This is a genomic window from Mycobacterium sp. 1164966.3 (genome assembly GCF_001665395.1).
Classification (GTDB): domain Bacteria; phylum Actinomycetota; class Actinomycetes; order Mycobacteriales; family Mycobacteriaceae; genus Mycobacterium.
Genome location: NZ_LZSG01000042.1, coordinates 19,573 through 41,870, shown reverse-complemented (window position 1 = coordinate 41,870; position 22,298 = coordinate 19,573). Strand labels below are relative to the sequence as shown.

22 protein-coding genes, 1 pseudogene and 2 riboswitches are annotated in these 22,298 nt (G+C 66.1%); of the genes and pseudogenes, 13 read left to right on the top strand and 10 right to left on the bottom strand.

What is annotated here, in order from left to right; translation table 11 throughout:
• Positions 1-111: riboswitch (TPP riboswitch) on the top strand.
• The 4 genes from thiO (at position 101) to A9W99_RS15115 (ending at position 2,814) form a co-directional block, all read left to right on the top strand.
• Complete coding sequence (thiO, locus tag A9W99_RS15130; protein WP_067379259.1) at positions 101-1,105, top strand: glycine oxidase ThiO; 1,005 nt, start codon at positions 101-103, stop codon at positions 1,103-1,105. Its footprint overlaps the riboswitch before it by 11 nt.
• Positions 1,102-1,308 (top strand): sulfur carrier protein ThiS, encoded by a 207-nt coding sequence (gene thiS, locus A9W99_RS15125; RefSeq protein ID WP_067379258.1) that lies wholly within the window; start codon positions 1,102-1,104, stop codon positions 1,306-1,308. Before thiO ends, thiS begins: the two co-directional genes overlap by 4 nt.
• A complete protein-coding gene (locus A9W99_RS15120; protein WP_067379255.1) occupies positions 1,301-2,059 on the top strand; it encodes a thiazole synthase in 759 nt (252 codons plus the stop codon). The genes thiS and A9W99_RS15120 overlap by 8 nt, the downstream gene beginning before the upstream one ends.
• Positions 2,056-2,814: an SGNH/GDSL hydrolase family protein gene (locus A9W99_RS15115; protein WP_067379252.1), complete on the top strand. Its 759-nt coding sequence runs from the start codon at positions 2,056-2,058 to the stop codon at positions 2,812-2,814. The genes A9W99_RS15120 and A9W99_RS15115 overlap by 4 nt, the downstream gene beginning before the upstream one ends.
• A 1-nt stretch (position 2,815) precedes the next feature.
• Here A9W99_RS15115 and A9W99_RS15110 read toward each other — a convergent pair whose 3' ends face one another.
• The gene (locus A9W99_RS15110; protein ID WP_067379249.1) at positions 2,816-3,316 is read right to left on the bottom strand and encodes a serine/threonine protein kinase; all 501 of its coding nucleotides are present in this window, start codon (positions 3,314-3,316) and stop codon (positions 2,816-2,818) included.
• 347 nt (positions 3,317-3,663) lie between these two features.
• Here A9W99_RS15110 and A9W99_RS15105 point away from each other — a divergent pair, with 347 nt between their 5' ends.
• The 5 genes from A9W99_RS15105 (at position 3,664) to A9W99_RS15085 (ending at position 9,191) form a co-directional block, all read left to right on the top strand.
• Complete coding sequence (locus A9W99_RS15105) at positions 3,664-3,993, top strand: CD225/dispanin family protein (RefSeq protein WP_067379247.1); 330 nt, start codon at positions 3,664-3,666, stop codon at positions 3,991-3,993.
• A 12-nt stretch (positions 3,994-4,005) separates the two neighbouring features.
• A complete protein-coding gene (locus tag A9W99_RS15100) occupies positions 4,006-4,431 on the top strand; it encodes a DUF2752 domain-containing protein (RefSeq protein WP_067379244.1) in 426 nt (141 codons plus the stop codon).
• A 110-nt stretch (positions 4,432-4,541) separates the two neighbouring features.
• Positions 4,542-5,984 (top strand): M28 family metallopeptidase, encoded by a 1,443-nt coding sequence (locus A9W99_RS15095; RefSeq protein WP_253869903.1) that lies wholly within the window; start codon positions 4,542-4,544, stop codon positions 5,982-5,984.
• The gene (locus A9W99_RS15090) at positions 5,981-7,459 is read left to right on the top strand and encodes a M28 family peptidase (RefSeq protein WP_067379241.1); all 1,479 of its coding nucleotides are present in this window, start codon (positions 5,981-5,983) and stop codon (positions 7,457-7,459) included. The genes A9W99_RS15095 and A9W99_RS15090 overlap by 4 nt, the downstream gene beginning before the upstream one ends.
• 337 nt (positions 7,460-7,796) lie before the next feature.
• On the top strand, positions 7,797-9,191 hold the full coding sequence (locus A9W99_RS15085; RefSeq protein ID WP_156623114.1) for a peptidase: 1,395 nt from the start codon (positions 7,797-7,799) through the stop codon (positions 9,189-9,191).
• A gap of 93 nt (positions 9,192-9,284) precedes the next feature.
• Here A9W99_RS15085 and A9W99_RS15080 read toward each other — a convergent pair whose 3' ends face one another.
• Entirely contained in the window at positions 9,285-9,644 is a 360-nt protein-coding gene (locus A9W99_RS15080; RefSeq protein ID WP_067379238.1) for a hypothetical protein, read from the bottom strand.
• Between the two features lie 43 nt (positions 9,645-9,687).
• A complete protein-coding gene (locus tag A9W99_RS15075; protein ID WP_067379235.1) occupies positions 9,688-9,912 on the bottom strand; it encodes a hypothetical protein in 225 nt (74 codons plus the stop codon).
• 211 nt (positions 9,913-10,123) lie between these two features.
• On the opposite strand from A9W99_RS15075, the gene A9W99_RS15070 reads away from it, so the two are divergent.
• Entirely contained in the window at positions 10,124-11,395 is a 1,272-nt protein-coding gene (locus A9W99_RS15070) for a TetR/AcrR family transcriptional regulator (RefSeq protein WP_082930014.1), read from the top strand.
• Here A9W99_RS15070 and A9W99_RS15065 read toward each other — a convergent pair.
• Genes A9W99_RS15065 through thiC form a run of 3 tightly spaced genes read right to left on the bottom strand, consistent with a single transcriptional unit; the run spans position 11,313 to position 14,469 of the window.
• Positions 11,313-11,939 (bottom strand): alpha/beta family hydrolase, encoded by a 627-nt coding sequence (locus A9W99_RS15065; protein ID WP_067379231.1) that lies wholly within the window; start codon positions 11,937-11,939, stop codon positions 11,313-11,315. The two genes, A9W99_RS15070 and A9W99_RS15065, sit on opposite strands and share 83 nt — an antisense overlap.
• On the bottom strand, positions 11,939-12,778 hold the full coding sequence (gene thiD / locus A9W99_RS15060) for a bifunctional hydroxymethylpyrimidine kinase/phosphomethylpyrimidine kinase (RefSeq protein ID WP_067379495.1): 840 nt from the start codon (positions 12,776-12,778) through the stop codon (positions 11,939-11,941). Before thiD ends, A9W99_RS15065 begins: the two co-directional genes overlap by 1 nt.
• A 59-nt stretch (positions 12,779-12,837) precedes the next feature.
• Positions 12,838-14,469 carry a phosphomethylpyrimidine synthase ThiC gene (gene thiC / locus A9W99_RS15055; RefSeq protein WP_156623119.1) on the bottom strand — a complete coding sequence of 544 codons (1,632 nt, stop codon included), beginning with the start codon at positions 14,467-14,469 and terminating at the stop codon, positions 12,838-12,840.
• Position 14,470: 1 nt separating this feature from the next.
• A riboswitch (TPP riboswitch) is annotated at positions 14,471-14,581 on the bottom strand.
• Positions 14,582-14,625: 44 nt separating this feature from the next.
• Between thiC and A9W99_RS15050 the strand changes: the two genes are divergently transcribed.
• Entirely contained in the window at positions 14,626-15,393 is a 768-nt protein-coding gene (locus A9W99_RS15050; protein ID WP_253869885.1) for a PAS and ANTAR domain-containing protein, read from the top strand.
• A gap of 107 nt (positions 15,394-15,500) precedes the next feature.
• On the top strand, positions 15,501-15,899 hold the full coding sequence (locus A9W99_RS15045) for an STAS domain-containing protein (protein ID WP_067379226.1): 399 nt from the start codon (positions 15,501-15,503) through the stop codon (positions 15,897-15,899).
• A 5-nt stretch (positions 15,900-15,904) separates the two neighbouring features.
• Here A9W99_RS15045 and A9W99_RS15040 read toward each other — a convergent pair whose 3' ends face one another.
• Positions 15,905-16,180 (bottom strand): hypothetical protein, encoded by a 276-nt coding sequence (locus A9W99_RS15040; protein WP_156623118.1) that lies wholly within the window; start codon positions 16,178-16,180, stop codon positions 15,905-15,907.
• A gap of 63 nt (positions 16,181-16,243) precedes the next feature.
• Here A9W99_RS15040 and A9W99_RS27280 point away from each other — a divergent pair, with 63 nt between their 5' ends.
• On the top strand, positions 16,244-16,471 hold the full coding sequence (locus A9W99_RS27280) for an Rv1535 domain-containing protein (RefSeq protein ID WP_253869900.1): 228 nt from the start codon (positions 16,244-16,246) through the stop codon (positions 16,469-16,471).
• 55 nt (positions 16,472-16,526) lie between these two features.
• Here the strand turns inward: A9W99_RS27280 and A9W99_RS27275 are convergent.
• The 3 genes and pseudogenes from A9W99_RS27275 to A9W99_RS15025 form a co-directional block, all read right to left on the bottom strand.
• Positions 16,527-18,791 (bottom strand): annotated as a pseudogene (locus tag A9W99_RS27275) (cation-translocating P-type ATPase); the annotation flags it as partial.
• A gap of 2,035 nt (positions 18,792-20,826) precedes the next feature.
• A complete protein-coding gene (locus A9W99_RS15030; RefSeq protein WP_067379489.1) occupies positions 20,827-21,279 on the bottom strand; it encodes a hypothetical protein in 453 nt (150 codons plus the stop codon).
• Between the two features lie 142 nt (positions 21,280-21,421).
• Positions 21,422-22,297: an exodeoxyribonuclease III gene (locus tag A9W99_RS15025; RefSeq protein ID WP_082930007.1), complete on the bottom strand. Its 876-nt coding sequence runs from the start codon at positions 22,295-22,297 to the stop codon at positions 21,422-21,424.
• Position 22,298 lies beyond the last annotated feature (1 nt).

Below are 22,298 nucleotides of genomic sequence, written 5' to 3'. Positions count from 1 at the left end.
GCTTGTAAGCACGGGAGTCCCGGAGAGCGGGGACTGAGAGTGGGCGCGCCCGCCCTTACCGTCACACCTGATCCGGGTCATGCCGGCGAAGGGAGCGAGGATGCAGTCTCTAGCCGTCATAGGCGGCGGCGTGATTGGTCTGGCGGTGGCCCGCCGTATGGCGCGGGAGGGATGGTCCGTCCGGGTACACCGCACCGGCGAGCGGGGCGCGTCGTGGGTTGCCGGCGGCATGCTGGCCCCGCACAGCGAAGGCTGGCCCGGCGAGGAACGGTTGCTCAGGCTGGGTCTGGAGTCTTTGCGGTTGTGGCGCGAGGGCGGCTTCACCGACGGTCTGCCGCCAGCAGTGATCACCGCACGCGAGTCGCTGGTGGTGGCCGTGGACCGGGCCGACGTGGCCGACCTGCACATGGTCGCCGACTGGCTGTCCGAACAGGGTCACCCGGTCGTCTGGGAGTCGGCCGCGCGAGACGTCGAACCGCTGCTGGCACAGGGCATCCGGCACGGTTTTCGGGCGCCGACCGAATTGGCGGTGGACAACCGTGCGGTGCTCGACGCGTTGTCCGCCGATTGCGGGCGCCTTGGCGTCCGATGGGCGGAACCGGTGGACGACCTGTCTCGCGTCCGAGATGACGCGGTGGTGATCGCCAACGGCGTTGACGCACCGTCGCTTTGGCCAGGTCTGCCGATACGTCCGGTGAAGGGCGAGGTGTTACGGCTGCGTTGGCGCAAGGGCTGTATGCCGTTGCTGCGGAGGGTAGTTCGCGCTAGAGTCCATGGACGCCAGATATATCTGGTGCCGCGGCCCGACGGCGTAGTGGTGGGCGCCACCCAGTACGAGCACGGCCGCGACACCGCACCCGTCGTCTCTGGTGTGCGCGACCTGCTCGACGATGCGTGTGCGGTGCTGCCGGCGCTCGGTGAGTACGAGCTGGCCGAGTGTGCCGCCGGGTTGCGCCCGATGACCCCCGACAACCTGCCGATCGTGCAGCGCCTGGACGAACGGACCCTGGTGGCCGCCGGTCACGGCCGGTCGGGATTTCTGTTGGCACCGTGGACCGCCGAACAGATTGTGTCCGAACTGGTTCCCGTGGGGGTCCGGGCATGATCGTCATGGTCAACGAGCAGCAGGTCGAGGTCGACGACCAGGCCACGGTGGCATCGCTGTTGGAGTCACTGGGCTTTCCGGAGCGGGGTATCGCGGTAGCGCTGGATCAGGCGGTCTTACCCCGATCCGACTGGACGACAAGGCTTGTCGAGTTCAGTGCGCCCATACGACTCGAGGTGGTGACGGCGGTGCAAGGTGGCTGATTCCAAGCTGACGATCGGTGACCGCAGCTTCGCCTCGCGGCTCATCATGGGAACCGGTGGAGCGACCAACCTTGCGGTGCTGGAAGAGGCGCTGATGGCGTCGGGAACCGAGCTGACCACCGTCGCAATCCGCCGCGTCGACGCCGAAGGGGGGACCGGGCTGCTCGAGCTGCTCAACCGGCTGGGCATCACGCCGCTGCCCAACACCGCGGGATGTCGCAGCGCCGCCGAGGCCGTGCTCACCGCCCAGCTGGCCCGCGAGGCGCTCAACACCAACTGGGTCAAGCTCGAAGTCATCGCCGACGAACGCACCTTGCTGCCCGATGGTGTCGAATTAGTCAGAGCCGCAGAGCAATTGGTGGATGACGGATTCGTAGTGCTGCCTTACACCAACGACGACCCGGCGTTGGCGCGTCGGCTGGAGGACACCGGTTGTGCCGCGGTGATGCCGCTGGGTGCGCCGATCGGCACCGGCCTTGGCATCACCAACCCGCACAACATCGAGATGATCGTTGCCCAGGCCGGCGTTCCCGTGGTACTCGATGCCGGGATCGGCACGGCGAGCGACGCCGCGTTGGCGATGGAATTGGGTTGCGACGCTGTACTGTTGGCCAGCGCGGTGACCCGTGCCGCCGACCCGCCGGCGATGGCCACGGCCATGGCTGCCGCCGTCAGCGCGGGCTATCTGGCGCGTCGGGCCGGGCGGATCCCCAAACGTTTCTGGGCGCAGGCATCCAGCCCGGCGCGATGAAACGCTATGTAGCGCTTGGAAGTTCGATGGCTGCCGGGCCGGGGATCAGGCCCCGCGCCGACGGAGCGCCGTGGCGGGCCGGCCGATCGGCACGCAACTACCCCCACCTGATCGCGGAAAAACTGAACCTCGATCTGACCGACGTCACCTTTTCCGGTGCCACCACCGCACACGTGCTTGCCGAGCGGCAGCACGGCTCACCGCCGCAAATCGCGGCGCTGGACGGTACGAAGACGCTGATCACGGTCACCATCGGCGGCAACGACGTTGGCTACATTCCGTTGTTGATGGCCGCATCGTTACCGGCGGCGGTGCGCAGACTCCCGCTGCTCGGCGGACGCGTAGCTGAGCTGCTGGACCGCGACGAGCGGGATCGAGATCTGGCCCAGGTGTTCGATTCGTTGTGCGCGGTCGGCCGCGCGTTGCGCGAGCGCGCCCCCACGGCACGGATCATGTTCGTCGACTACCTGACGGTGCTGCCGCCTGCCGGCGAGTCCGCCGCGCCGCTTTCGGGAGCCGACGCCGATCTGGGTCGGTACGTGGCGGCCACTTTGGAACAGCTCACAGCCGAAGCCGCCGCGGCAACGAACTGCGAGATCGTCCGTGCCGGGACGGCCAGCAGAGCCCACCACGCGTGGTCCGCCGAGCCCTGGACAACGAGATCCGGTGTGCCCGTTCCGTTTCGGCCGGCGCCGCTGCATCCCAACGCTGCCGGGATGCGGGCCGTCGCGACGCTGGTTTTAGAGCAGATGTAGCTCAGCCGTTGGTGCGCCACCACTGGTAAAGCGTGGCGGTGTCGCCGTTGGCCGCGCGGATAAGGCTCATCACGTTCTTGCCGTCGGTGGTCCAGATGACTTCGGCTTGACCCTGATACGTCCCACATGCCACCTGCCCGGCGGGGTCGTTGGAGCTGCCCTGGTGCCATGTCGTGGGCGACTTGGCGTCTCCGCAATTGGTCAGGGTGTCGGAGCCGATGCTGGTGGTGAACGAACTGTTCAGGTCGCTGCTGGTGTTGAAGAGCAAGTACTTGGCGAAGACCGGCCCGCTGGGGTCGGAGTTCTGTCCGCACTGCAGCACGGCGAGCACACCGCTGGGCGGTGTTTGGGGACTGCAGTTGCTGGAGCTGTAGCCCTTGGACAGGTTGGCGGCGAGCGTGTCATTGGGGTCGGCGTTCGCGGCGCCGGTACCGAAGCAGGCAAAGCCGCTCACGAGCGTTGCAGCCGTCGCGGCTCGCAGCGCGTTGGTGTGGTGAGACATCTTTGACTCCTTAGGTTGACGGACCCGCACTGGTCGCCGCCCAGAAACGGGGACCCTCACAAGGGATCGTAGGGCTACGTCGCGGCCACGCAACATGTTCCGCTAGAAATTGTCTGTCTGGGAATTGATCGCGGCCTATCCGACGTAGGGTTGCTTTTCTGAGAAATTAAGGCGCTCAACGTGTCTCGTTTCGGGGATGTTCATGTCACGGGAGACACGTTGTTCGCCCGTGACAGCCTCGATGGCAAGGCAGCGACTGGATTTGCGATTAAGGATGCCAGCGTGACACTGCTCGGGTATGGTAAGCACCGTTTCACGCCAGCTAACCTCTCGCGACTGGAGAATCGATGACACAGCCACCACCTCCGCCCGGGTACCCGCCACAGCAACCGGCCGGGCAAGCGCCGAACAACTACTTGGTGTGGGCCATTTTGACGACGTTGTTCTGTTGCCTTCCGTTCGGGGTCGTGGCCATTGTCAAGTCGAGCCAGGTCAACGGATTATGGGCGCAGGGCCAATACGCCGAGGCGCAGGCTTCCTCGGAAGCCGCCAAGAAGTGGTCAATGTGGGCGGCGATCGCCGGGGTTGTGGCGGGCGTGATCTACGCGATCATCGCGATCGCGGGCGGCATGCTCGCGTCCAACCAAAGCGCGGCGATGCTCGGCGTGTTCTTCTAAACGGGCGCGATCATGGTGACCCGCCAAGGGTCGGTGCCGCGGAGTCTGACCGCGCCACTGCTGGTGGCCGCGTCGACGACGGTGGTGTGTGCCGCCATCTGGGTGGGTGACCCGACAACCCCGCACGGTCCGCTGCCGGTATGCCCGACCAAAGCTCTGCTGGGTATTGACTGTCCCGGCTGCGGCAGCCTGCGGATGCTGTATTCGCTGATGCACGGCAATCTGTTGGCGGCCGCCAGGTTCAACGCTCTGGGCCTGGTGGCGCTGGCATTCTTGGCGTGGGCGTATCTGGCTTGGACGTACGGCCGACTCACGGGCCGGCAGATCAGGAGCTGGCAACATCAGCGCTGGGCGGCGACGGTGACGCTGGTGTTGACGGTGGCTTGGTTTGTGGTGCGCAACATTCCGTTTCCGCCATTCACCGGACTATTTGTCTGACTGTGTCTGTGCCGGGGCTATCAAGCGTGGGTTCCGAACGGCTAACCTTGGGCGCGATGGTCAACAAATCTAGGACTTCGGCGCTGCTCGTCGTGGTCGCCCTCACTTTGATGCTGACCGGGTGCACCCATGGGAAGGATAAGGCCGCGGGGCCCAACGGCGATCCAGCCGCGGCCGAGTTCGCCAGCACTTTGCGCAACAAAGTCACCACCGACGCGATGATGAAGCACCTGTCCAAGCTGCAGGACATCGCCAACGCCAACAACGGTACCCGCGCGGTGGGCACCCCGGGCTACGAAGCCAGCGTCGATTATGTGGTTAAGGTGTTGCGCGACAGCGGTTTCGACGTGCAAACGCCCGAGTTTTCCGCCCGCGTCTTTCATGCCGAAAAGGGGTCACTGAGCGTCGGTGGCAAGACCTTGGAGGCGCGCGCGCTCGACTACAGTCTGGCCACCCCGCCGGAAGGAGTGACCGGGCCACTGGTGGCCGCGCCGGCCGACGACAGTCCGGGTTGTACGCCGTCGGACTACGACGGGTTGCCGTCACAAGGTGCGGTGGTGCTGGTCAATCGCGGCAACTGTCCGTTCGCGCAGAAAGAGGATGCCGCGGTACAGCGCGGAGCCGTAGCCATGGTCGTCGTCGACAACGTCGACGAAGAACGCATGGGCGGCACCCTCGGGGCCGACACCGACGTCAAAATCCCGGTGGTGGGGGTCACCAAGTCAGACGGCATACTGCTGCACGGCCTGACCGGACCGGCCACCGTCAAGCTCAATGCGAACACCCAGAGTTTCAAGGCCCGCAACATCATCGCGCAAACCAAGACCGGGTCCACCAACGACGTGGTGATGGCCGGGGCGCATCTGGACAGCGTGCCCGCGGGGCCGGGCATCAACGACAACGGCTCGGGTGTCGCTGCGGTTCTGGAAACCGCTGTGCAACTGGGCAATTCGCCACACGTGCGGAACGCGGTGCGGTTCGGCTTCTGGGGCGCGGAGGAACTCGGATTGATCGGGTCGCGAAATTACGTCGAGTCGCTGGACCTCGACGCACTCAAACACATTGCGCTGTACCTGAACTTCGACATGCTGGCGTCGCCGAACCCGGGTTATTTCACCTATGACGGCGATCAGTCGATGCCGGCCAAGGACCGCGGCCAGCCGGTGGTGCCGGAAGGTTCTGCCGGGATAGAGCGGACGCTGGTCGCATACCTGAAGGCGGCCGGCAAGACCGCGCAAGACACGTCTTTCGACGGCCGTTCCGACTACGACGGATTCACCCTCGCCGGTATCCCGTCGGGTGGGCTGTTCTCCGGCGCCGAGAACAAGATGTCCGAAGAGCAAGCCAAGCTGTGGGGCGGGAAGGCCGGCGAGCCGTTCGATCCCAATTACCACCAGAAGGGCGACACCCTCGAGCACATCGATCGCACCTCGCTGGGGATTCAAGGTGGCGGGGTGGCCTACGCGGTGGCGCTGTATGCGCAGGACCTTGGTGGGCGCAACGGCGTTCCGGTGATGGAGGACCGTACGCGGCACGTGCTCGCCAAGCCATGATGCCGGCGATAGTCCGGAGCCTGGGTACGGCGCTGCTGATAGCTGGGCTGGCGGGATGTTCGTCGCCGCGGCCGGTACCGCCGCCCGCCGCGCCGGACTTCGGTCGCGCGTTGGCCGCGAAGGTGACCGCGGATCGGATGTACACCCACCTGCACGCGCTGCAGGATATCGCCAACGCCAACAAAGGGAACCGCGCCCAGGGCACACCGGGCTTCGACGCCAGCGTGGACTACGTAGCGAGGACCCTGCGCGCCAAGGGATTCGATGTGTCGACGCCGCAATTCGAGCGGTTGTACGCGGTATCGCCCGGGAAGCCGTCGCTGACGGTTGCCGGCCGCAGCTACCCGGTGGACCAGGCGTCGTTGCTGGTTCAGACACCGCCCGGCGGGCTGACCGGCCAGCCGGTCCGGCCCGCGCAAGCGTCCGGCTGCGAGCCCACCGCCTACCCGGCCGAGGTACCGAAGGGTGCTATCGCAGTCGTCGACGACACCCGCTGCTCGGTGGTGGTCAAACAGGAGAGCGCGAAGGCCAGGGGCGCGGCAGCGCTCATCGTGATCAGCCGGCCAACTGGTTCGGGAGCTCCGCCGACGCTGTTCAATGCCGGGTACTACAACGAGCTGACCCTGCCCGTCGCAGTCGTCGGTGCCACCGGTGCCACCGCGCTGGAACGTGCTAGCGCGCCGGTGCGATTGGTGCTGGACGCTGAAACCCGCAAGGTCACCTCGCGAAATGTGCTGGCGCAGACCAAAACCGGCAAGCCAGACGAGGTGGTAATGGTCGGGACACATCTCGACAGCGCGCGGGACAGTCCGGGCGTCAACAACGGTGGGTCAGGAGTGGCCGCGGTGCTGGAAACTGCTTTGCAGATGGGCCCCTTGGCGCCGGTGACCAACGCGGTGCGCTTCGTCTTCTGGGGGGCCGCCGAGGACGGGCTCAACGGGGCCACCGACTATGTCTTCGGCCTGGACCGTGATCGACTCAACGACATCGCGCTATATCTGAACTTCGACATGCTGGGTTCGGCCAATGCCGGATTCTTCACCGACGACGGCGACCAGTCCGGGCCGCCCGGATCCGGTGTGGCGGCTTCGGATGTCCCCGAAGGCTCCGCCGGCATCGAGCGCACCCTGGCCGGTTATTTGAACCTGGCCGGGAAGCGACCCGCCGACATGCCGTTGAACACGAGGACCGACTACCACCCGTTCCTGGTCGCGGGTGTTCCGATCGGGGGAATGAACACCGGCGCCTCGCAGCCGAAAACCACAGTGCAGGCGCGCCTCTGGGGCGGTCAGGCCGGCGTCTGGCTCGACCCGAACTACCAGAGCCCCCGCGACACGGTCGACAACATCAATCGGGAAGCGTTGGCGGTCATGGGTTCTGGCGCGGCTTTCGCCGTGGGAACCTACGCCGAGTCGATCGGGGGCGTAAACGGCGTCCCGCCGCGCGACAAGCGGCATCGGGCCCGGATGCCGTGAATCGGTTGCGCTGTCAGGCTCTCCGAGTACGGTGTGGCTATGCCTGAGGGCGAACGCTTCGAACAGCGAGCCACAGAGGTGATTGACGCCCTGCGAGCGGACCGCTAGCTTGCCACTACGAGCTCGTTGGCCTCACGGCCCTGAGGCCTTGGTTCTTGCCCCGATGGTAAACCAGGCGTTCTAAGATGAGTTTCCTTTAGTTTGCTGTGCAGGCCGGTCGGGACGGGGTTGGTCAATGAATAGCCACGTGCGGAAGCTACGTCGACTGCGGGGCGGTCGCTCTCGGGCAGCAATCGCGGGCACACGAGCGGCGTTCGCTTGCGCCGCGGCCACCCTCATGGTTGCGGGATGCACCACGTTCGTCGACGGCCGCGCACTGTCGATGCTCAACGATCCGTTCCGGGTCGGTGGTCTGCCCGCGACAAACGGGCCCAGCGGCGCCCGCTCGAACGCACCCGCACCGACCGGCACGGTGGTCAACACCAACAACGGGCCGATCGACAAGTTGTCACTGCTCTCGCTCAACGACATCGAGGAGTACTGGAAGGCGAACTACACCGGATCGCTGAAAGGATCTTTCAAACCACTCGACAAGTACGTCTCGTACGACTCCACCGATCGGCGAAGCCCGATCATCTGCGGCAACGAGACCTACAAGATGCCCAACGCGTTCTTCACCTCCCGCTGCAACCTGATCGCTTGGGACCGTGGTGATTTCATGGTTGCCGCGCAAAAGTATTTCGGCGACATGTCCGTCAACGGGGTGTTGGCCCACGAGTTCGGGCATGCCCTGCAGAACATGGCCAAGTTGGTGACCAGGGGCACCAAAACCATCGTCAAGGAGCAGCAAGCCGACTGTTTCGCGGGCGTCTACCTGTTCAATGTGGCAGACGGTAAGTCGAAGCGCTTCACGCTGAGCACGGCCGAGGGGCTCGACCATGTGCTGGCGGGCATCATCACCACCCGCGACCCGGTAATGGACTCCGATACGCCTAACGACGACGAACACGGCTCGGCTCTGGACCGGGTCAGCGCCTTTCAGATGGGCTTTATCACCGGCACTCCGGCCTGCGCCGCCATCGACCTGAAGGAGATCGAGCAGCGCCGCGGCGACCTGCCGAAGACCCTGCGGCGAGACCCCAATGGCGACCCGGAGACCGGTGAGGTCCCGATCAACGAAGACACGCTGTCGACCCTCATGGAACTGTTGGGGAAGATCTTCTCCCCCAAGCAAGCACCGACGTTGTCTTACAAGCCCGCCGACTGCTCCGACGCAAAAGCTAGTCCGCCGGCGTCCTACTGCCCTGCCACCAACACCATCGTGGTCGACCTGCCCTCGCTGGCTGCATTGTCGAAGGTTGCCGGCATGAAGCAGCACTCGCTGCCCCAAGGCGACGACACCGCGCTGTCCATCGTGATGTCGCGGTACGCGCTGGCGGTGCAACATGAACGGGGTCTACCGATGCAGAGTCCGTGGACGGCGCTACGCACCGCATGCCTGACCGGCGTCGTGCACCGCAAGATGGCCGAACCGATCGAGTTGCCTTCCCAGAAGTCACTTTTGCTGACGGCGGGCGACCTGGACGAGGCGGTCTCCGGGCTGCTGACCAACCGTCTGGTCGCCAGCGACGCTGACGGCTCCACCGTGCCGGCCGGATTCACTCGCATAGCGGCGTTCCGCGGGGGAGTGATCGGCAATATGGACGCCTGTTACTCGCGCTATCCGGGATAGTTGACGTCATCGTCGGCGCGTCGAACGTGGGGCGTATGCACGAGTTTCGATCGCTTTTCGTCCATATCACCCACGTTCGGCGAGTGTGACGAGCTAGAAGTGTCGAGCGATCTCCGGGTGTGGGACGTAGTGCGGCGGCTCCGCGTCTTCTCTTGCCTGCTGGTCATTGTGCACCCACTTCACCAGAAATCCGGTGACCAGTAGCCAACCGATGACAACGGTGGGGATGGCCCAGATGCGGCGGAGCAGCACCGAGTTGCCGCACTGCGTGACGAAGTCGTGACCGTGCGTCTCGGCGGCCTGGCTGAGGTTGGAATTGAATCCATTGCCGCAGCTGACCTTGATGCCGTACATGTCGTATGCGCTGAGGTGGACCGGATACAGCATCGCGCCCAGCCCGAAGGCCGCGAGCAGCACTCCGGCGATCCCGATATACATCAGACGATGAGTCACGCCTTCTCCTTGGATGTTAATTGCAGATTTGGCCGCTCGACACTCACGTCATGCACACGTTCGCGAACAGCAGGACCGGCCAGGACACGATCGAACCCAGGAAGGACACCGCCAGATCGGCACCGTGCATTTGGCTCAGATGCTGGGTGTGCGTTGCCGACCAGATGGTGCCTATCAGCAGATACGGTGTGCCGAGGACCAACCCGAGGACGATGAGCTGGCCGATGGTGACCTCGAAGTCAAGCGCCTGGCGAATCCTCTGCAACATATGCGTCCTCTCGGCAGTGTTGTGCAGTTTGTCCGGTGGTCATCGGAACCCCTGCGGTTCCTCGGACCCGCCCGCCGCGCTTCCGTTATGTTAATGGAGATTCTTGTGTGGCGAAAGGCCGGAGGGTTTGGAAATCGCGTTTCGGGGCTATCGTGAAGCGGTGTCGACGGCCCCAGTCCCGACCGGCTTGTCCGGCGAACAGGCAGCGAGCATCCGGCGGCGGCCCAAAGACCGCAAGGCGCAGATCGCACGCGCGTCCGCGGAGGCATTCAGCGCGCAGGGCTATCACGCGGTCAGCATGGAAACGATCGCCGCCAAAGTCGGGATCTCGGCGGCCGCGCTGTACCGGCACTATGACGGCAAGTACGACTTGTTCCGCGGCGCGGTGCTGGCCCTGAGTCAGCAACTCGTCGACTGCACCGATATCGAGGAGCTCGACGATCCGGCGGCGACGCTGGACCAACTGATTGCCGCACTGATCGACGCCACCCTGGACAATCGCGACTCCGGCGGTCTCTACCGCTGGCAGGCCCGCTACCTGCGCGCCGAGGACCAGACCACACTGACCGATCAACTCAAGTTGGTGAATCGGCGAATTCAGAAGCCGCTCATGAAGATTCGGCCAGACCTGGTGTCCACGCAGCGGTGGGTCCTGTCGGCCGGGGTGCTCAGCGTGATCGGCAGCATCGTCGACCACAACGCTCGCTTGCCCGCCGACGACATTCGTGAGCTGCTGGCCGAGGCTGCCGCGGCGGTCCTCGGCGCCGAGCTGCCCCACCCAAGAGATGTGATCCCACGTCCGGTGTCGTGGCGGATCTTCGCCGAGGACGCCGGCGTCTACGAAGCGTTGCTGCACGCCTCGATGGCCCTGTTCAGGCAGCGTGGTTACGCCGAGACCAGCATGGCGGAGATCGCCAAGGCCGCCGGGGTGCCGGTATCCGGGATCTACCGCTATTTCTCTGGCAAATGCGAGATCCTGTCGACCGGGTTGCGCCGCGCGGCCGACCGGGTCTCGGGTCAGTTGTCACCGGTCCTGGGAGCGCTCACCGAGCCCCGCCAGGCGCTGGTGTTGCTGATCGATGCTTACGTGGCAACATCTTTCGCCAATCCGGAACTGGCTGCGGTCTACTACACCGAGCGAGTCAACCTGACCCCAGCCGATCAGAGGCTGCTGCACAATGTTCAGCAGTCGACGATCGATTCGTGGGTGCGGCTGCTGACGGCCGCGCGGCGGTCGCTCGGGCCGATGCAGGCCCGTTTCCTGGTGCACGCCGCGATGGCACTGGTGGTCGACCTGGGTCGCATGGTGAACCCGGACGGAAAAGCGGACGAATCGCCCTATACCCAGGCGTGTGTGCGAAAGTTGATGGAGCTCACACTGTTCGATGAGGAGTCAGCCGTCAGAGAAGGCGCAGCGCCGCGTCGACGGCCAAACCGGCGACGTTCAGAGTCTTCGACCCCAGATCGTGTCGCGCGCCGGTGATCTCGACGATCTCGGTCGGTGCGGAGATCAGCGCCGCGGCATCGCGCACTTCCGCGGGCGTCCCGAACGGATCCGACGTGCCGTGGGTGAACACGGTGGGCACGCCGATGTCCGGCAGGTGTTCGGTCCGGGAACGTTCGGGCTTGCCCGGCGGGTGGACCGGATAGGAGAACAGCGTCAGGACCTCCACGGTCGTTTCGCGGGCAGCCACGACCATGGAGGTCAACCGGCCGCCGTAAGAATGTCCACCCGCGATCAGCGGGCCGTCGCCAAGCCCGCGACAGACCTCGATGGCCTCGACGATGCCCGCCCGGTCGGCGGCAGCCGAGCCGGACGGCGGACCTTTGGGACGGCGCCGCCGGTAGGGCAGGTTGTAGCGCACCGCCAGCCAGCCGCGGCGCGCCCATTCGTCGCAAACCTGTTGCAACAGTTTGGAATCCCGATTTCCACCAGCGCCGTGGGTCAACACCACTATTCCCTTTGGTGCCTGACGGGCACCCTCGTCGGGCCGGTGCGCGACACCCGCGATCTGCTCGAGGTCCATCAGCCGAGCCGGAACAATGGGGAGACCGGGCCATGGCCGTGGCCTAGTGGGTAGGCGGCGCGCAAGGACTCGGTGACCCACTGCTTCCCGAAAGCGATAGCGTCGGGAACGGTGTGTCCATGCGCAAGCGCACACGCCACCGCGCTTGCCAGGGTGTCACCGCCACCATGGTCGTTGCCGGTGCTTATCCGTTGCGCGTCGAACTCGTAGAAGTCGGCCCGTTCACGCGGTCCGTAGAGCAGGTCGCAGCTTTGCCGCGACGAGCGCAGGTGCCCACCCTTGACGAGTGCCCACTGCGGACCCAGCGCATGCAGCGCTTTCGCCGCATCCCGCTGAGACTCGGCGTCTACCACGTCGATACCCACGATGAGGCGCACCTCGTCCAGGTTCGGCGTCACCAGCGTGGCGAGCGGAAATAGTTGGCCGCGAAGCGAATCCATAGCCGACGGCGCCAACAGCGCGTCTCCATGCATGGATGCGCACACCGGGTCGACGACGAGCGGGACCGTCAACCCGAGTCGGCGCCAGGTGGCGGCCACGGTGGTAATGATGCTGGACGACGCGAGCATCCCGGTCTTGGCGGCCTGGATCCCGATATCGGTGACCACGGCTTCCATCTGGCCGGCCACCACTTCGTCGGGCACTTCGTGAAAGCCTCTGACGCCCAATGTGTTCTGCACGGTAACCGCGGTGACCGCGAAGCACGCGTGTACACCGAGCAACGACATCGTGCGCATGTCGGCCTGGATTCCCGCGCCGCCGCCGGAGTCCGATCCCGCGATGGTCAGCACCCGCAGCGGTGTGGTGCCCGGGGGCGGCACGGGCAGGGCCGGCGGCAGGAAACTCGCTGGGTCGGATGGGCGGTGACCCGGTGCGCCCGGCTCCGCCGCGCTTCCGATCACCGCTGGTTGATCGGCAGATACACCCGGTTGCCGTGTTCGGCGAACTCGCGTGACTTTTCGTTCATGGCCGCCTCGATCGCCTCCTCGCTGTCGAGTCCATGGGCCGCGGCGTAGTCACGCACATCCTGGGTGATCCGCATCGAGCAGAACTTCGGACCACACATCGAGCAGAAGTGTGCCGTCTTGGCGGGCTCGGCCGGAAGCGTCTCGTCGTGGAATTCGCGTGCGGTGTCCGGGTCCAGTGACAGCGCGAACTGGTCGGTCCAGCGGAACTCGAAACGTGCCGTGCTCAACGCGTCGTCACGCTCCTGCGCGCGAGGATGACCCTTGGCCAAATCGGCGGAATGCGCGGCGATCTTGTACGCGATCACCCCGTCCTTGACGTCCTTGCGGTCCGGCAGTCCCAGGTGCTCCTTCGGAGTGACGTAGCACAGCATGGCGGTGCCCGCCTGCGCGATGATGGCCGCGCCGATAGCCGAGGTGATGTGGTCATACGCCGGCGCGATATCGGTGGCCAGCGGACCCAGTGTGTAGAACGGAGCTTCTTCACACAGCTCCTCTTCCAGCCGCACATTCTCGACGATCTTGTGCATCGGGATGTGCCCGGGGCCCTCGATCATTACCTGCGCCCCACGGGATTTCGCAATCCCGGTCAGTTCGCCCAAGGTGCGCAGTTCGGCGAACTGCGCGGCATCGTTCGCGTCCGCGATCGATCCCGGCCGCAGCCCGTCGCCGAGTGAGAAGGTGACGTCGTAGCGCGCGAAGATGTCGCAGAGTTCTTCGAAGTTGGTGTAGAGGAACGACTCCTGGTGATGGGCCAGGCACCAGGCCGCCATGATCGAGCCACCGCGACTGACGATGCCGGTCACCCGCTTGGCGGTCAGCGGCACATAGCGCAGCAGCACGCCGGCGTGCACGGTCATGTAGTCCACACCCTGCTCGCACTGCTCGATCACGGTGTCGCGGTAGATCTCCCACGTCAGCTCGGTGGGGTCGCCCTTCACCTTTTCCAGCGCCTGGTAGATCGGCACGGTGCCGACCGGCACCGGCGAGTTGCGCAGGATCCACTCGCGGGTTTCGTGGATGTTCTTGCCGGTGGACAGGTCCATGATGGTGTCGGCGCCCCAGCGGGTGGCCCACACCATCTTGTCGACTTCCTCGGCGATCGACGACGTCACCGCCGAGTTTCCGATGTTCGCGTTGACCTTGACCGCGAACGCCTTGCCGATGATCATCGGCTCGCTTTCGGGGTGGTTGTGGTTGGCCGGAATCACGGCGCGGCCGCGAGCAACCTCGTCACGCACCAGCTCCGCCGGCATGTCTTCACGGGCGGCAATGAACGCCATCTCGGCGGTGATTTCGCCGGCGCGGGCACGCTGCAGCTGACTGCCGCGGTCACGTACCACGCCGGGCCGCGCCGGCAGCCCGGCCGCCAGGTCGATCACCGCTTCGGAGTCGGTGTAGGGCCCGGAGGTGTCGTAGAGATCAAAGTGGTCCCCGGTGGAAAGGTGCACCCGCCGGAACGGCACGCGCAGCCGCACTTCGTCCGGGCCGCGCACGTCGCGGTAGGACTTGCTGCTTCCCGCGATGGGTCCGGTGGTTACCGAAGGCTCGACTGTCTTGGCCAAAACATCGGTCATGTCATCTCCCTACGCCGGCATTACCCGGTCAGGTTCGTACGGTCGACGGCCCCGAGCCGTCCTCTCAGCACACTCGGCGTGCGCTCCCGCGTATTTAGTTGGGGGGTGTGGTCCACGCTACACGGGGTCGCCACCATCAGGCCCGTGGTGATCGCGCCCGGGATGTTCGCCCTCTTGGTAGCCGGTGCCGCGACGGAGTGGAATGATACAAACGTGCAGCAGTCAGCCCGAAGAGGTGCACCTGACAAGCGCGACCACCCCAACAACTCGAAGGTCGCCGGTCCCGGTCCGTACTTGAACGTGGGCAGCTTCCGCTTCTGGTTCGTCGGCCAGCGCTGGGAGTGGTCCGACGAGGTGGCACGGATGCACGGGTATGAGCCCGGGTCGGTAGTTCCGACGACCAAGCTGCTGCTCTCGCACAAGCATCCCGAGGACCGTGCGCATGTGCAGGATCTGCTCGACTACGCCTTGAGGTCCGGGGAGTCGTTTTCGAGTCGACACCGGTTCGTCGACACCGCCGGCAGTGTGCATGACGCGATCGTGGTGGCCGACCGCATGCTGGACGACTCAGGAGCGGTGGTAGGCACCGCCGGTCATTACATCGACCTCACCAACACCTTCGACGAGACGCGCCAGGAGGTGCTCGACGAGGCCCTGCCGGACCTGTTCGAGAGCCGGGCGGCGATCGAGCAGGCCAAAGGTGTGCTGATGGCCGTCTACCGCGTCAGCCCCGACCAGGCTTTCCGTGTTCTGCAGTGGCGCTCGCAGGAGACGAATACCAAGTTGCGCGCGCTGGCAGCCCAAATTGTCGCCGAAGTGCCGGCCCTACCGGTCATGTCGGCTGCCACCCAGAACAGCTTCGACCATCTGTTGCTCACGGTGCACGAGCGCATCGGTGCTGAATCCGACTGATCGGCGCATTAGGCTCGTTAGGCTCTATCCGTTTGGACGGTTGCGTGGCGTCGGGCGCCGTGCATCGTCTACCGCGGAATTTCACGCATCCGAGGCGGAGAAACGCAATGGAACCGTTGGGGATCGAGCTCGAGGCGCACGACGACGCGGTTGTGCTGCGGGTAAGCGGCGACGTTGACTCCAGCACGGTCGACCAGCTGGTCGGCAGCCTGATCGATGCGCTGGACATGGCCGGCTCACAACCGGCTCGGCTGCTCGTTGTCGACTTAGAGAAGGTGAGCTTCTTCGGAAGCGCCGGATTGAACGCGATGCTCGACAGCCACGAGCAAGGCAAGAGGGCCGGGACCGCCGTTCGACTGGTGGCCAGCCGCAGTCAGGTGCTGCAGCCGATCGAGGTGACGGAGCTGGACCAAATCCTGGACGTCTATCCGACGTTCTCGGACGCGATGCGGGACGTCAAACCCTCCGTGGATCCTGACGGCGGCGAGCGCGGCTATGCCGGCTGACCTGGTCAGACCTCTTCCATCGCCTCGCCGAGTTCCTCCAGCAGCTTGTTGTGATGGTTGCTCGCCAGGACGTGCCCGGCGGCGATCACCAGTGCGACTGGCCAGTCGATGAGCTCGAACGCGGCCAGGGCGGCCAGGCCGGCGTAGTAGGCGAGTTGTTCGGGCCGCGGTATCTCCACCGGACCCAGCACCGGCAGTTTCATGGCGAACGTTTCGCCCTCGCGGATCTGCTGCACGGCCTCACGCTGGGACGTTCCTCGCCGCGTCTTCTTTTCCGCCATCATTTGCCTTTCGGTAACTAAGGGTTTGCCACCGAGCCCGATCCCGCAATCACCGTGGGACATATGTCGAGGACCGACCAACTGGCCGATCCGCTGATTTCGCCGATCGCCTCGCTGCTGAATGCCCCTTTACTGGAACTTTATGCGTTGTTGTGGCGCGCTGGGGTGGTCGAGATTGTGGAGACTCAGCGGGAAAATCCACCTCGTCGGGTGCCGGAGCGGAATCCGTCTGGTCTGGCTGCGGGCCGCGCGATGGCAGCTCCCGATCGTCGAAAAACTGGCCGAGGATAGCGACCGCGATAGTCGCGGCGGTGGCTGCGCCCAGCCCCTGGGCCCAGCCGAGCGGACCGAGCGGAGTGCAGCCGAGCAGCTGGCTTACCCCGGGAATGCTGATCAACAGGGCCACGAACCCGAGTGAGCCCAGCGCGGTGAGCACCACCATCGGGGCCTGGGACTCCAGCAGGGTCTGGCCCAATTCGGCCGCGATCAGCGCGACCAGAGCCACCGTGGAAGCCCGTTGCGGCAGCCCGGTCAACGAGGACAGCCAGTTCATACCGGGCGGCCCGTTCAAACCCGCCATTGCCCACGCCGCCGTCGCCGCGGCCGCTGTGGTGACGCCGCGGATGGCCACGGCGTTCCACAATGCGGCCTGATCCGCGCCGCGCAAATTGGGGTCCACGCTGCCGCGCGGCTTGCTGACTGCGAGGGCGGCGGCCGGCAACGCGTCGGTCAGCGTGTTGACCAGCAGCAATTGGCGGGTGTTCAGCGGCGAAGTGCCGGTGATCGCGCTGCCGATGATCGCGAAGATCACCTCGCCGGCATTACCGCCGAGCAGCACCGACACGGCCGCTTGCACCCGTCGCCAGAGCTGGCGTCCCTCTTCGATGGCTTCCAGAAGCGCGTCGATCCGGCCGTCGATCAGCACCACGTCGGCCACCAGGTGGGCCGGGTCGCTGCCGTGCGCCACTACCCCGATGCCGACGGTGGCGGCCCGGATGGCCGCGGCGTCGTTGGCCCCGTCGCCCACCATTGCGGTCCGTACGCCGGCATTTTCCAGCGTCTGGACCACTTGGACCTTGTTCTCCGGCGTCATGCGGGCGAAGATCACTCGCTCGGTGACCACCCGCTCTTGATCCTTACGGGACAGGGACTCCCATTCCGCACCGCTGATGACCTGATCCGCGGTCACCGGCAGGCCGAGCTCCTCGGCAATTGCCTTCGCGGTGATGGGGTGATCCCCGGTGATCAGCTTGATGCCCACGCCCTGGGATCGCAGAGTTCCGATCAGACCGGCGGATTCCGGGCGCGGGGTGTCGGACAGTCCGAGGAAACCGGCGAGAGTCAACCCGTCTTTGCAGTACTCGGCGATGTCGTCGGGGTTGTCCTGAATCGCCTTGGCCTGTTTCGGGCTCAGCCGGCGTTGCGCCACCGCGATGACCCGCAACCCGCGGGCGGCCATTTCGGCGACGGTGCTGTCCATGGAGGTGTCATCGCCACATGCGGCCAGCACCACTTCGGGCGCGCCTTTGACGGTCAGCTCGGTGCCGGTTGCCGAGGCGGAGAACGCCCGGCCGGACCGGAACGGCAGGTGTGCCGCCGGCGTAGGGCTGCCGTCGTGTTGGAAAGCACCCGCTGCCTCAGCTGCCTCGACGATGGCGACATCGGTGGCGTGCGCCTGCGGGCCACCGCTGGTTACCGGCGCGGCGTGCGCCGCACACCGCAATACCTCTTCTTCTTTCAATGCGTCCGTATCGCCCGCGGTCGGGCGGACCTCCGACACCCGCAGCCGGTTCTCGCTGAGCGTTCCGGTCTTGTCGAAGCAGACCACCTCGATCCGGCCCAGCGCCTCCACCGAACGCGGGACTCGAACCAGCGCACCGAACTTCGTCAAGCGCCGGGCCGACGCCGCTTGCGCCAGCGTCGCCACCAACGGCATGCCTTCGGGGACCGCGGCGACGGCGATGGCGATGGCGCTGGAGACCGCGTGCTGCAACCCGATGCGGCGCACCACCCCGAGCGCGCCAACCAGAGCACCGCCGGTGATGCTGACCGGAAGTGCCTGGGTGGTCAGCTGGCCGAGCTGGTGTTGCAGGCCGATGTCGGACGACAGCTCACCGGATATCAGATCGGCGGCGCGGCGCTGTTGGGTGTCGGCGCCGACCGCGGTCACCAGCGCCACCGCGGTGCCGGCCACCACCGTGGTTCCGGCGAACAGCATGCAGCGGCGCTCGGCGAGCGGGGCGCCGGGCGTGGCCTCGACCTGCTTGTCCACCGACAGCGACTCGCCGGTGAGCGTCGATTCGTCGACCTCGACGTCGACCTCTTCGATGATCCGGGCGTCGGCCGGCACCACTTCGTGGGTGCGCACTTCGATCACATCGCCCGGTCGCAGGTGGACGGCGTCGACGTCGACGTATGACCGGGCGCCGTCCGGGTCGGTGATCACCTTGCGTGCCGGCGGAATCTGCAGCGCCAGTAGGTGGCTCAACCGCTTTTCGGCCCGCAGCCGCTGTGCCGCGGCCAGGATCGAGTTTCCGGTGAGTACCGTGCCGACCAGCACCGCGTCGACCGGCGAACCGAGTATCGCGCTGGCCGCCGAGCCGAGCGCCATCACCGGCGTCAGCGGGTCAGACAGCTCTGCTCGGACGGCCTTGGCCAGCTGCCATACCGCTTGCATCGGGGTTTGCGATGGCTGTGTGCCGCCCCGGCGGTAGGGCTCGCTAGCGGCCTGAGCAGCGGGCAGCGTGTGGCGGACCTGCTCGACCGACATCGCATGCCATTCGTGCACCTCTGCGGGGCGTGGAGTTTCGGCGTGCAGGATGCCGCGCGCCAGCAGGTATCCCGAGAGCAGGCCGGCCGCGGCGCCGACATTCACGGTCTCGGACCCGAGATTGCCCCGGACACGCGGGATCATGAAGAGCGATCCCATCGCGGTGGCACCCGCCGAAATGCCGATGCCCCGCTGGACTGCTGTCTTGGCCGCTGGCAGCGCGCGCAGCAGCCGCCAGGCAGCGGCCAGATTCGGCAACAGCAAGTCGGCTTTCCACGCGGGTGCGCCTTGCTCGGGCATGATCCCGAGCGCCAAGTTCGCGGACGAAATCGCTTGTGCAGCAGTCGATGACAGGACGGCGACGGTTCGGCCGTCCTGCTGCAGATTGGCGACCACGGCGGCGAGCGCGTCGTCGATGGACTTGCGCGTCCCGCTTTTCACGGGCCGGATGTCGTCGAACGCCGGCCGTAACTCGTCCAGTGAGTCGTCGTCGACCGAGATCAGTTCCGCTCCGGTGCGGTGCGCCTCGGCGACGACGGCCGAGGCCAGCGGATCACGGGCGGGCAAGAAAAGCGCCTCGACTTCGGCATTCGCCCGGCTGCCCGAGATGCCGCGCACCGCGCGCCAACCGGGGCGCAGACTGCTCTTTTCCAGCATGAGCTGGGCGCGGCTCCACGCCGCGGACAACTCGTTGTCGGCGGCGCCGCGGATGCGCGCCACCCGCAGGGTGTCGGTACACAAAATCCGCGGGTCGATGACGATCGCGTCGACCTTGTCCAGTCTGCGCAGACTTTCCGGCCGCAACGGCAAGACGGAATGTTGCGCGGCCAGTCCGCGGGCAAGGGTGGTGGCGAACGCCTCCGGCGTGGTCCGGTTGGCCTTGGGTGTGGTCACCTGCACCGCGGTGGCTGCCATGTTCACGTTGCGGGCTCCCGCGCCGATCAGCCCTGTGCTGAGCGACTGGAGCAGCGCGAAACGACCGGCGACACGCTCCATTCCTCGTGACGGCTGTGGCCGCGGCGACAGCTGCGTCGGCGGTTGGTCGGCGTACCGCGCAAGCCGGGGTTCGTGCTGCTCCCAGGCTCGTGCCTCCGCTCGGACCTCGGCGGCCTTCATCGACTGCAGCGTCAGCCCCAGCGACAGCGAGGTCGCCGACTGGGAGAGCGTTTGGCTGGTTGCCTGGACCAGCGTCATCACGGTGTCGGTGGCCGGGCCGCCGATACGGTCCTCGAGCCGGCGGCGTAACCACGGCTGGTAGTCGAAAAACGTCACGCCGGCGGCGATCGCGACCGGCAGACGCGGGAGCCGCAGCGCGCGGCCGGTGAGCGCGATGCCCAGTCCGGCCGCGTTGGTGGCAACGGTCAACGCTCTGGTCGCCAGCACGATGCCGTCGCCCGGCAGGTTTCCCGTCGTGCTCGCGTCTTTGCCTACACGGCAACGCCTTTCGGCATTGTCCACGACTCGGCACAGTTCACTCAGCGACGTGTCCGAACCGCTGATGCCGACGACGACGCGCGACAGTGGGTAGTTCAAGCTGGCCGAGGTGACGCCGTGATGGGCGCGGACGGCGTCGAGCACGACAGGCCCGAGTTCGTCGTCACCGGTGTCTAGCCCGCGCACCTCGATCCAGGCGCGGTCTTCGCCGCGCCAGCAGTGCCGGCCCAGCGTCTCGCGGGAGAGCTCGCCGGAAAGTACTTTGGCTCCTTCGCGCAGCGGGATCGCCGCGATCTCGGCGATGGTGCCTGCGACGGCAGTTGCGGTTGTGACGGATGCGGTGGTGAGGGCGGTGGCTGTCTGGACGCCCGAGGCGACCAGGCGCAGCGGCATAGACCGGCCTATCGAGGTGGCAATACTCAATTCGTGTCTACGCTGCCGGTTAGTTGGTGCTGCGCAGGTTGGTGGCGCCTGCCCGCCGGCCGGTGCTCTTCTTGCCGGCCTTGGCGGGCGTCTTGGCGGTTGTCTTTCGCGGTGCGGCTTTTTCCGCCGCGGGCTTGTCCGGCACCGGGGCGAGTCGGGCCTGCGCGGGCTGTGACTCCTGGGGCTTCTCGCTCAGCTTGCGCAACACCAGCGCACCGCCGCCGACGGCCAACAGGATGGGCCACTCGACGAGGCCGGTGACCCCGAGCGCAGCGATGGCCAACGCGGCCGCCGGCGTCGACTTGCTGCCGCTGCCGATTCCGCGCTGGATGCCTTCAGCCGCTCCCTTTACGCCTCCGACGACTCCACTTATCGCGGCGCCACCGACAGCGCCCGCGGCGGCCGTGGTCGCCGACGCTGCACTATTGACTGTTCGACCCACATTGCGGACTGCTCCGCCAACGACACTCATAATCACTCCCTGGCCTTAACCCTTTATATACCTGCGTGTCGAACCCTCACCGCAACAAACGGTTGTTCCTAGCACGTTTCAAATGAAAGCCTGCCACGTTACAAAGTTGCAGACAACGAACGCCGTTCAGGGGCGTGCGCGGTCAGCCGGACCGCACATCTATCAGCACCGGCGCATGGTCGCTGGGCGCCTTGCCTTTGCGCTCTTCGCGAACGATTTGCGCGTCGGACACCCGGTCGGCCAACGCAGGCGAGGCAAGGATGAAGTCGATGCGCATGCCCCGATTCTTCGGGAACCGCAGCTGGGTGTAATCCCAGTACGTGTAGACACCGGGTCCGGGCGTGAAAGGCCTTACTACATCCGTGAATTGGGCGTCGGCGATGGCGTTGAACGCCTTTCGCTCCGGCGCGGAGACGTGCGTGCATCCGGTGTAGTACTCGGTGCTCCAGACATCTTCGTCCGTTGGCGCGATGTTCCAATCGCCGACCAGGGCGATCGGGGCGCCGGGATCGTCACGCAGCCAGCTTTCGGCCGTATCACGCAGCGCGGCAAGCCAATTCAGCTTGTAGGTGTAGTGCGGATCAGCCAGGCTGCGACCGTTGGGCACGTACAGACTCCACACCCGAACGCCGCCGCAGGTGGCGCCCAGCGCGCGGGCTTCCGCGGTAGCGGCTATCTCGGGTTTGCTGCTCCACGTCGGCTGGCCCTCGAAGCCGATCTGCACGTCGTCGAGTCCGACGCGAGACGCGATCGCGACGCCGTTCCACTGATTGAAGCCGACGTGGGCGACCTCATAGCCGATCTCGAAAAACGGCAGGGTGGGGAACTGGCTGTCGGCACACTTGGTCTCCTGCATGGCCAGTACGTCGACCTCGGCGCGGGCCAGCCAATCGACGACGCGGTCCAGGCGGGTGCGAATCGAATTCACGTTCCAGGTGGCCAAGCGGAGACGCGGCGATCGCGAGCGCGGCGAAGCCGGGCGAAGCGGGTCGCCGCCATCGAACACGCCGTCGGACATG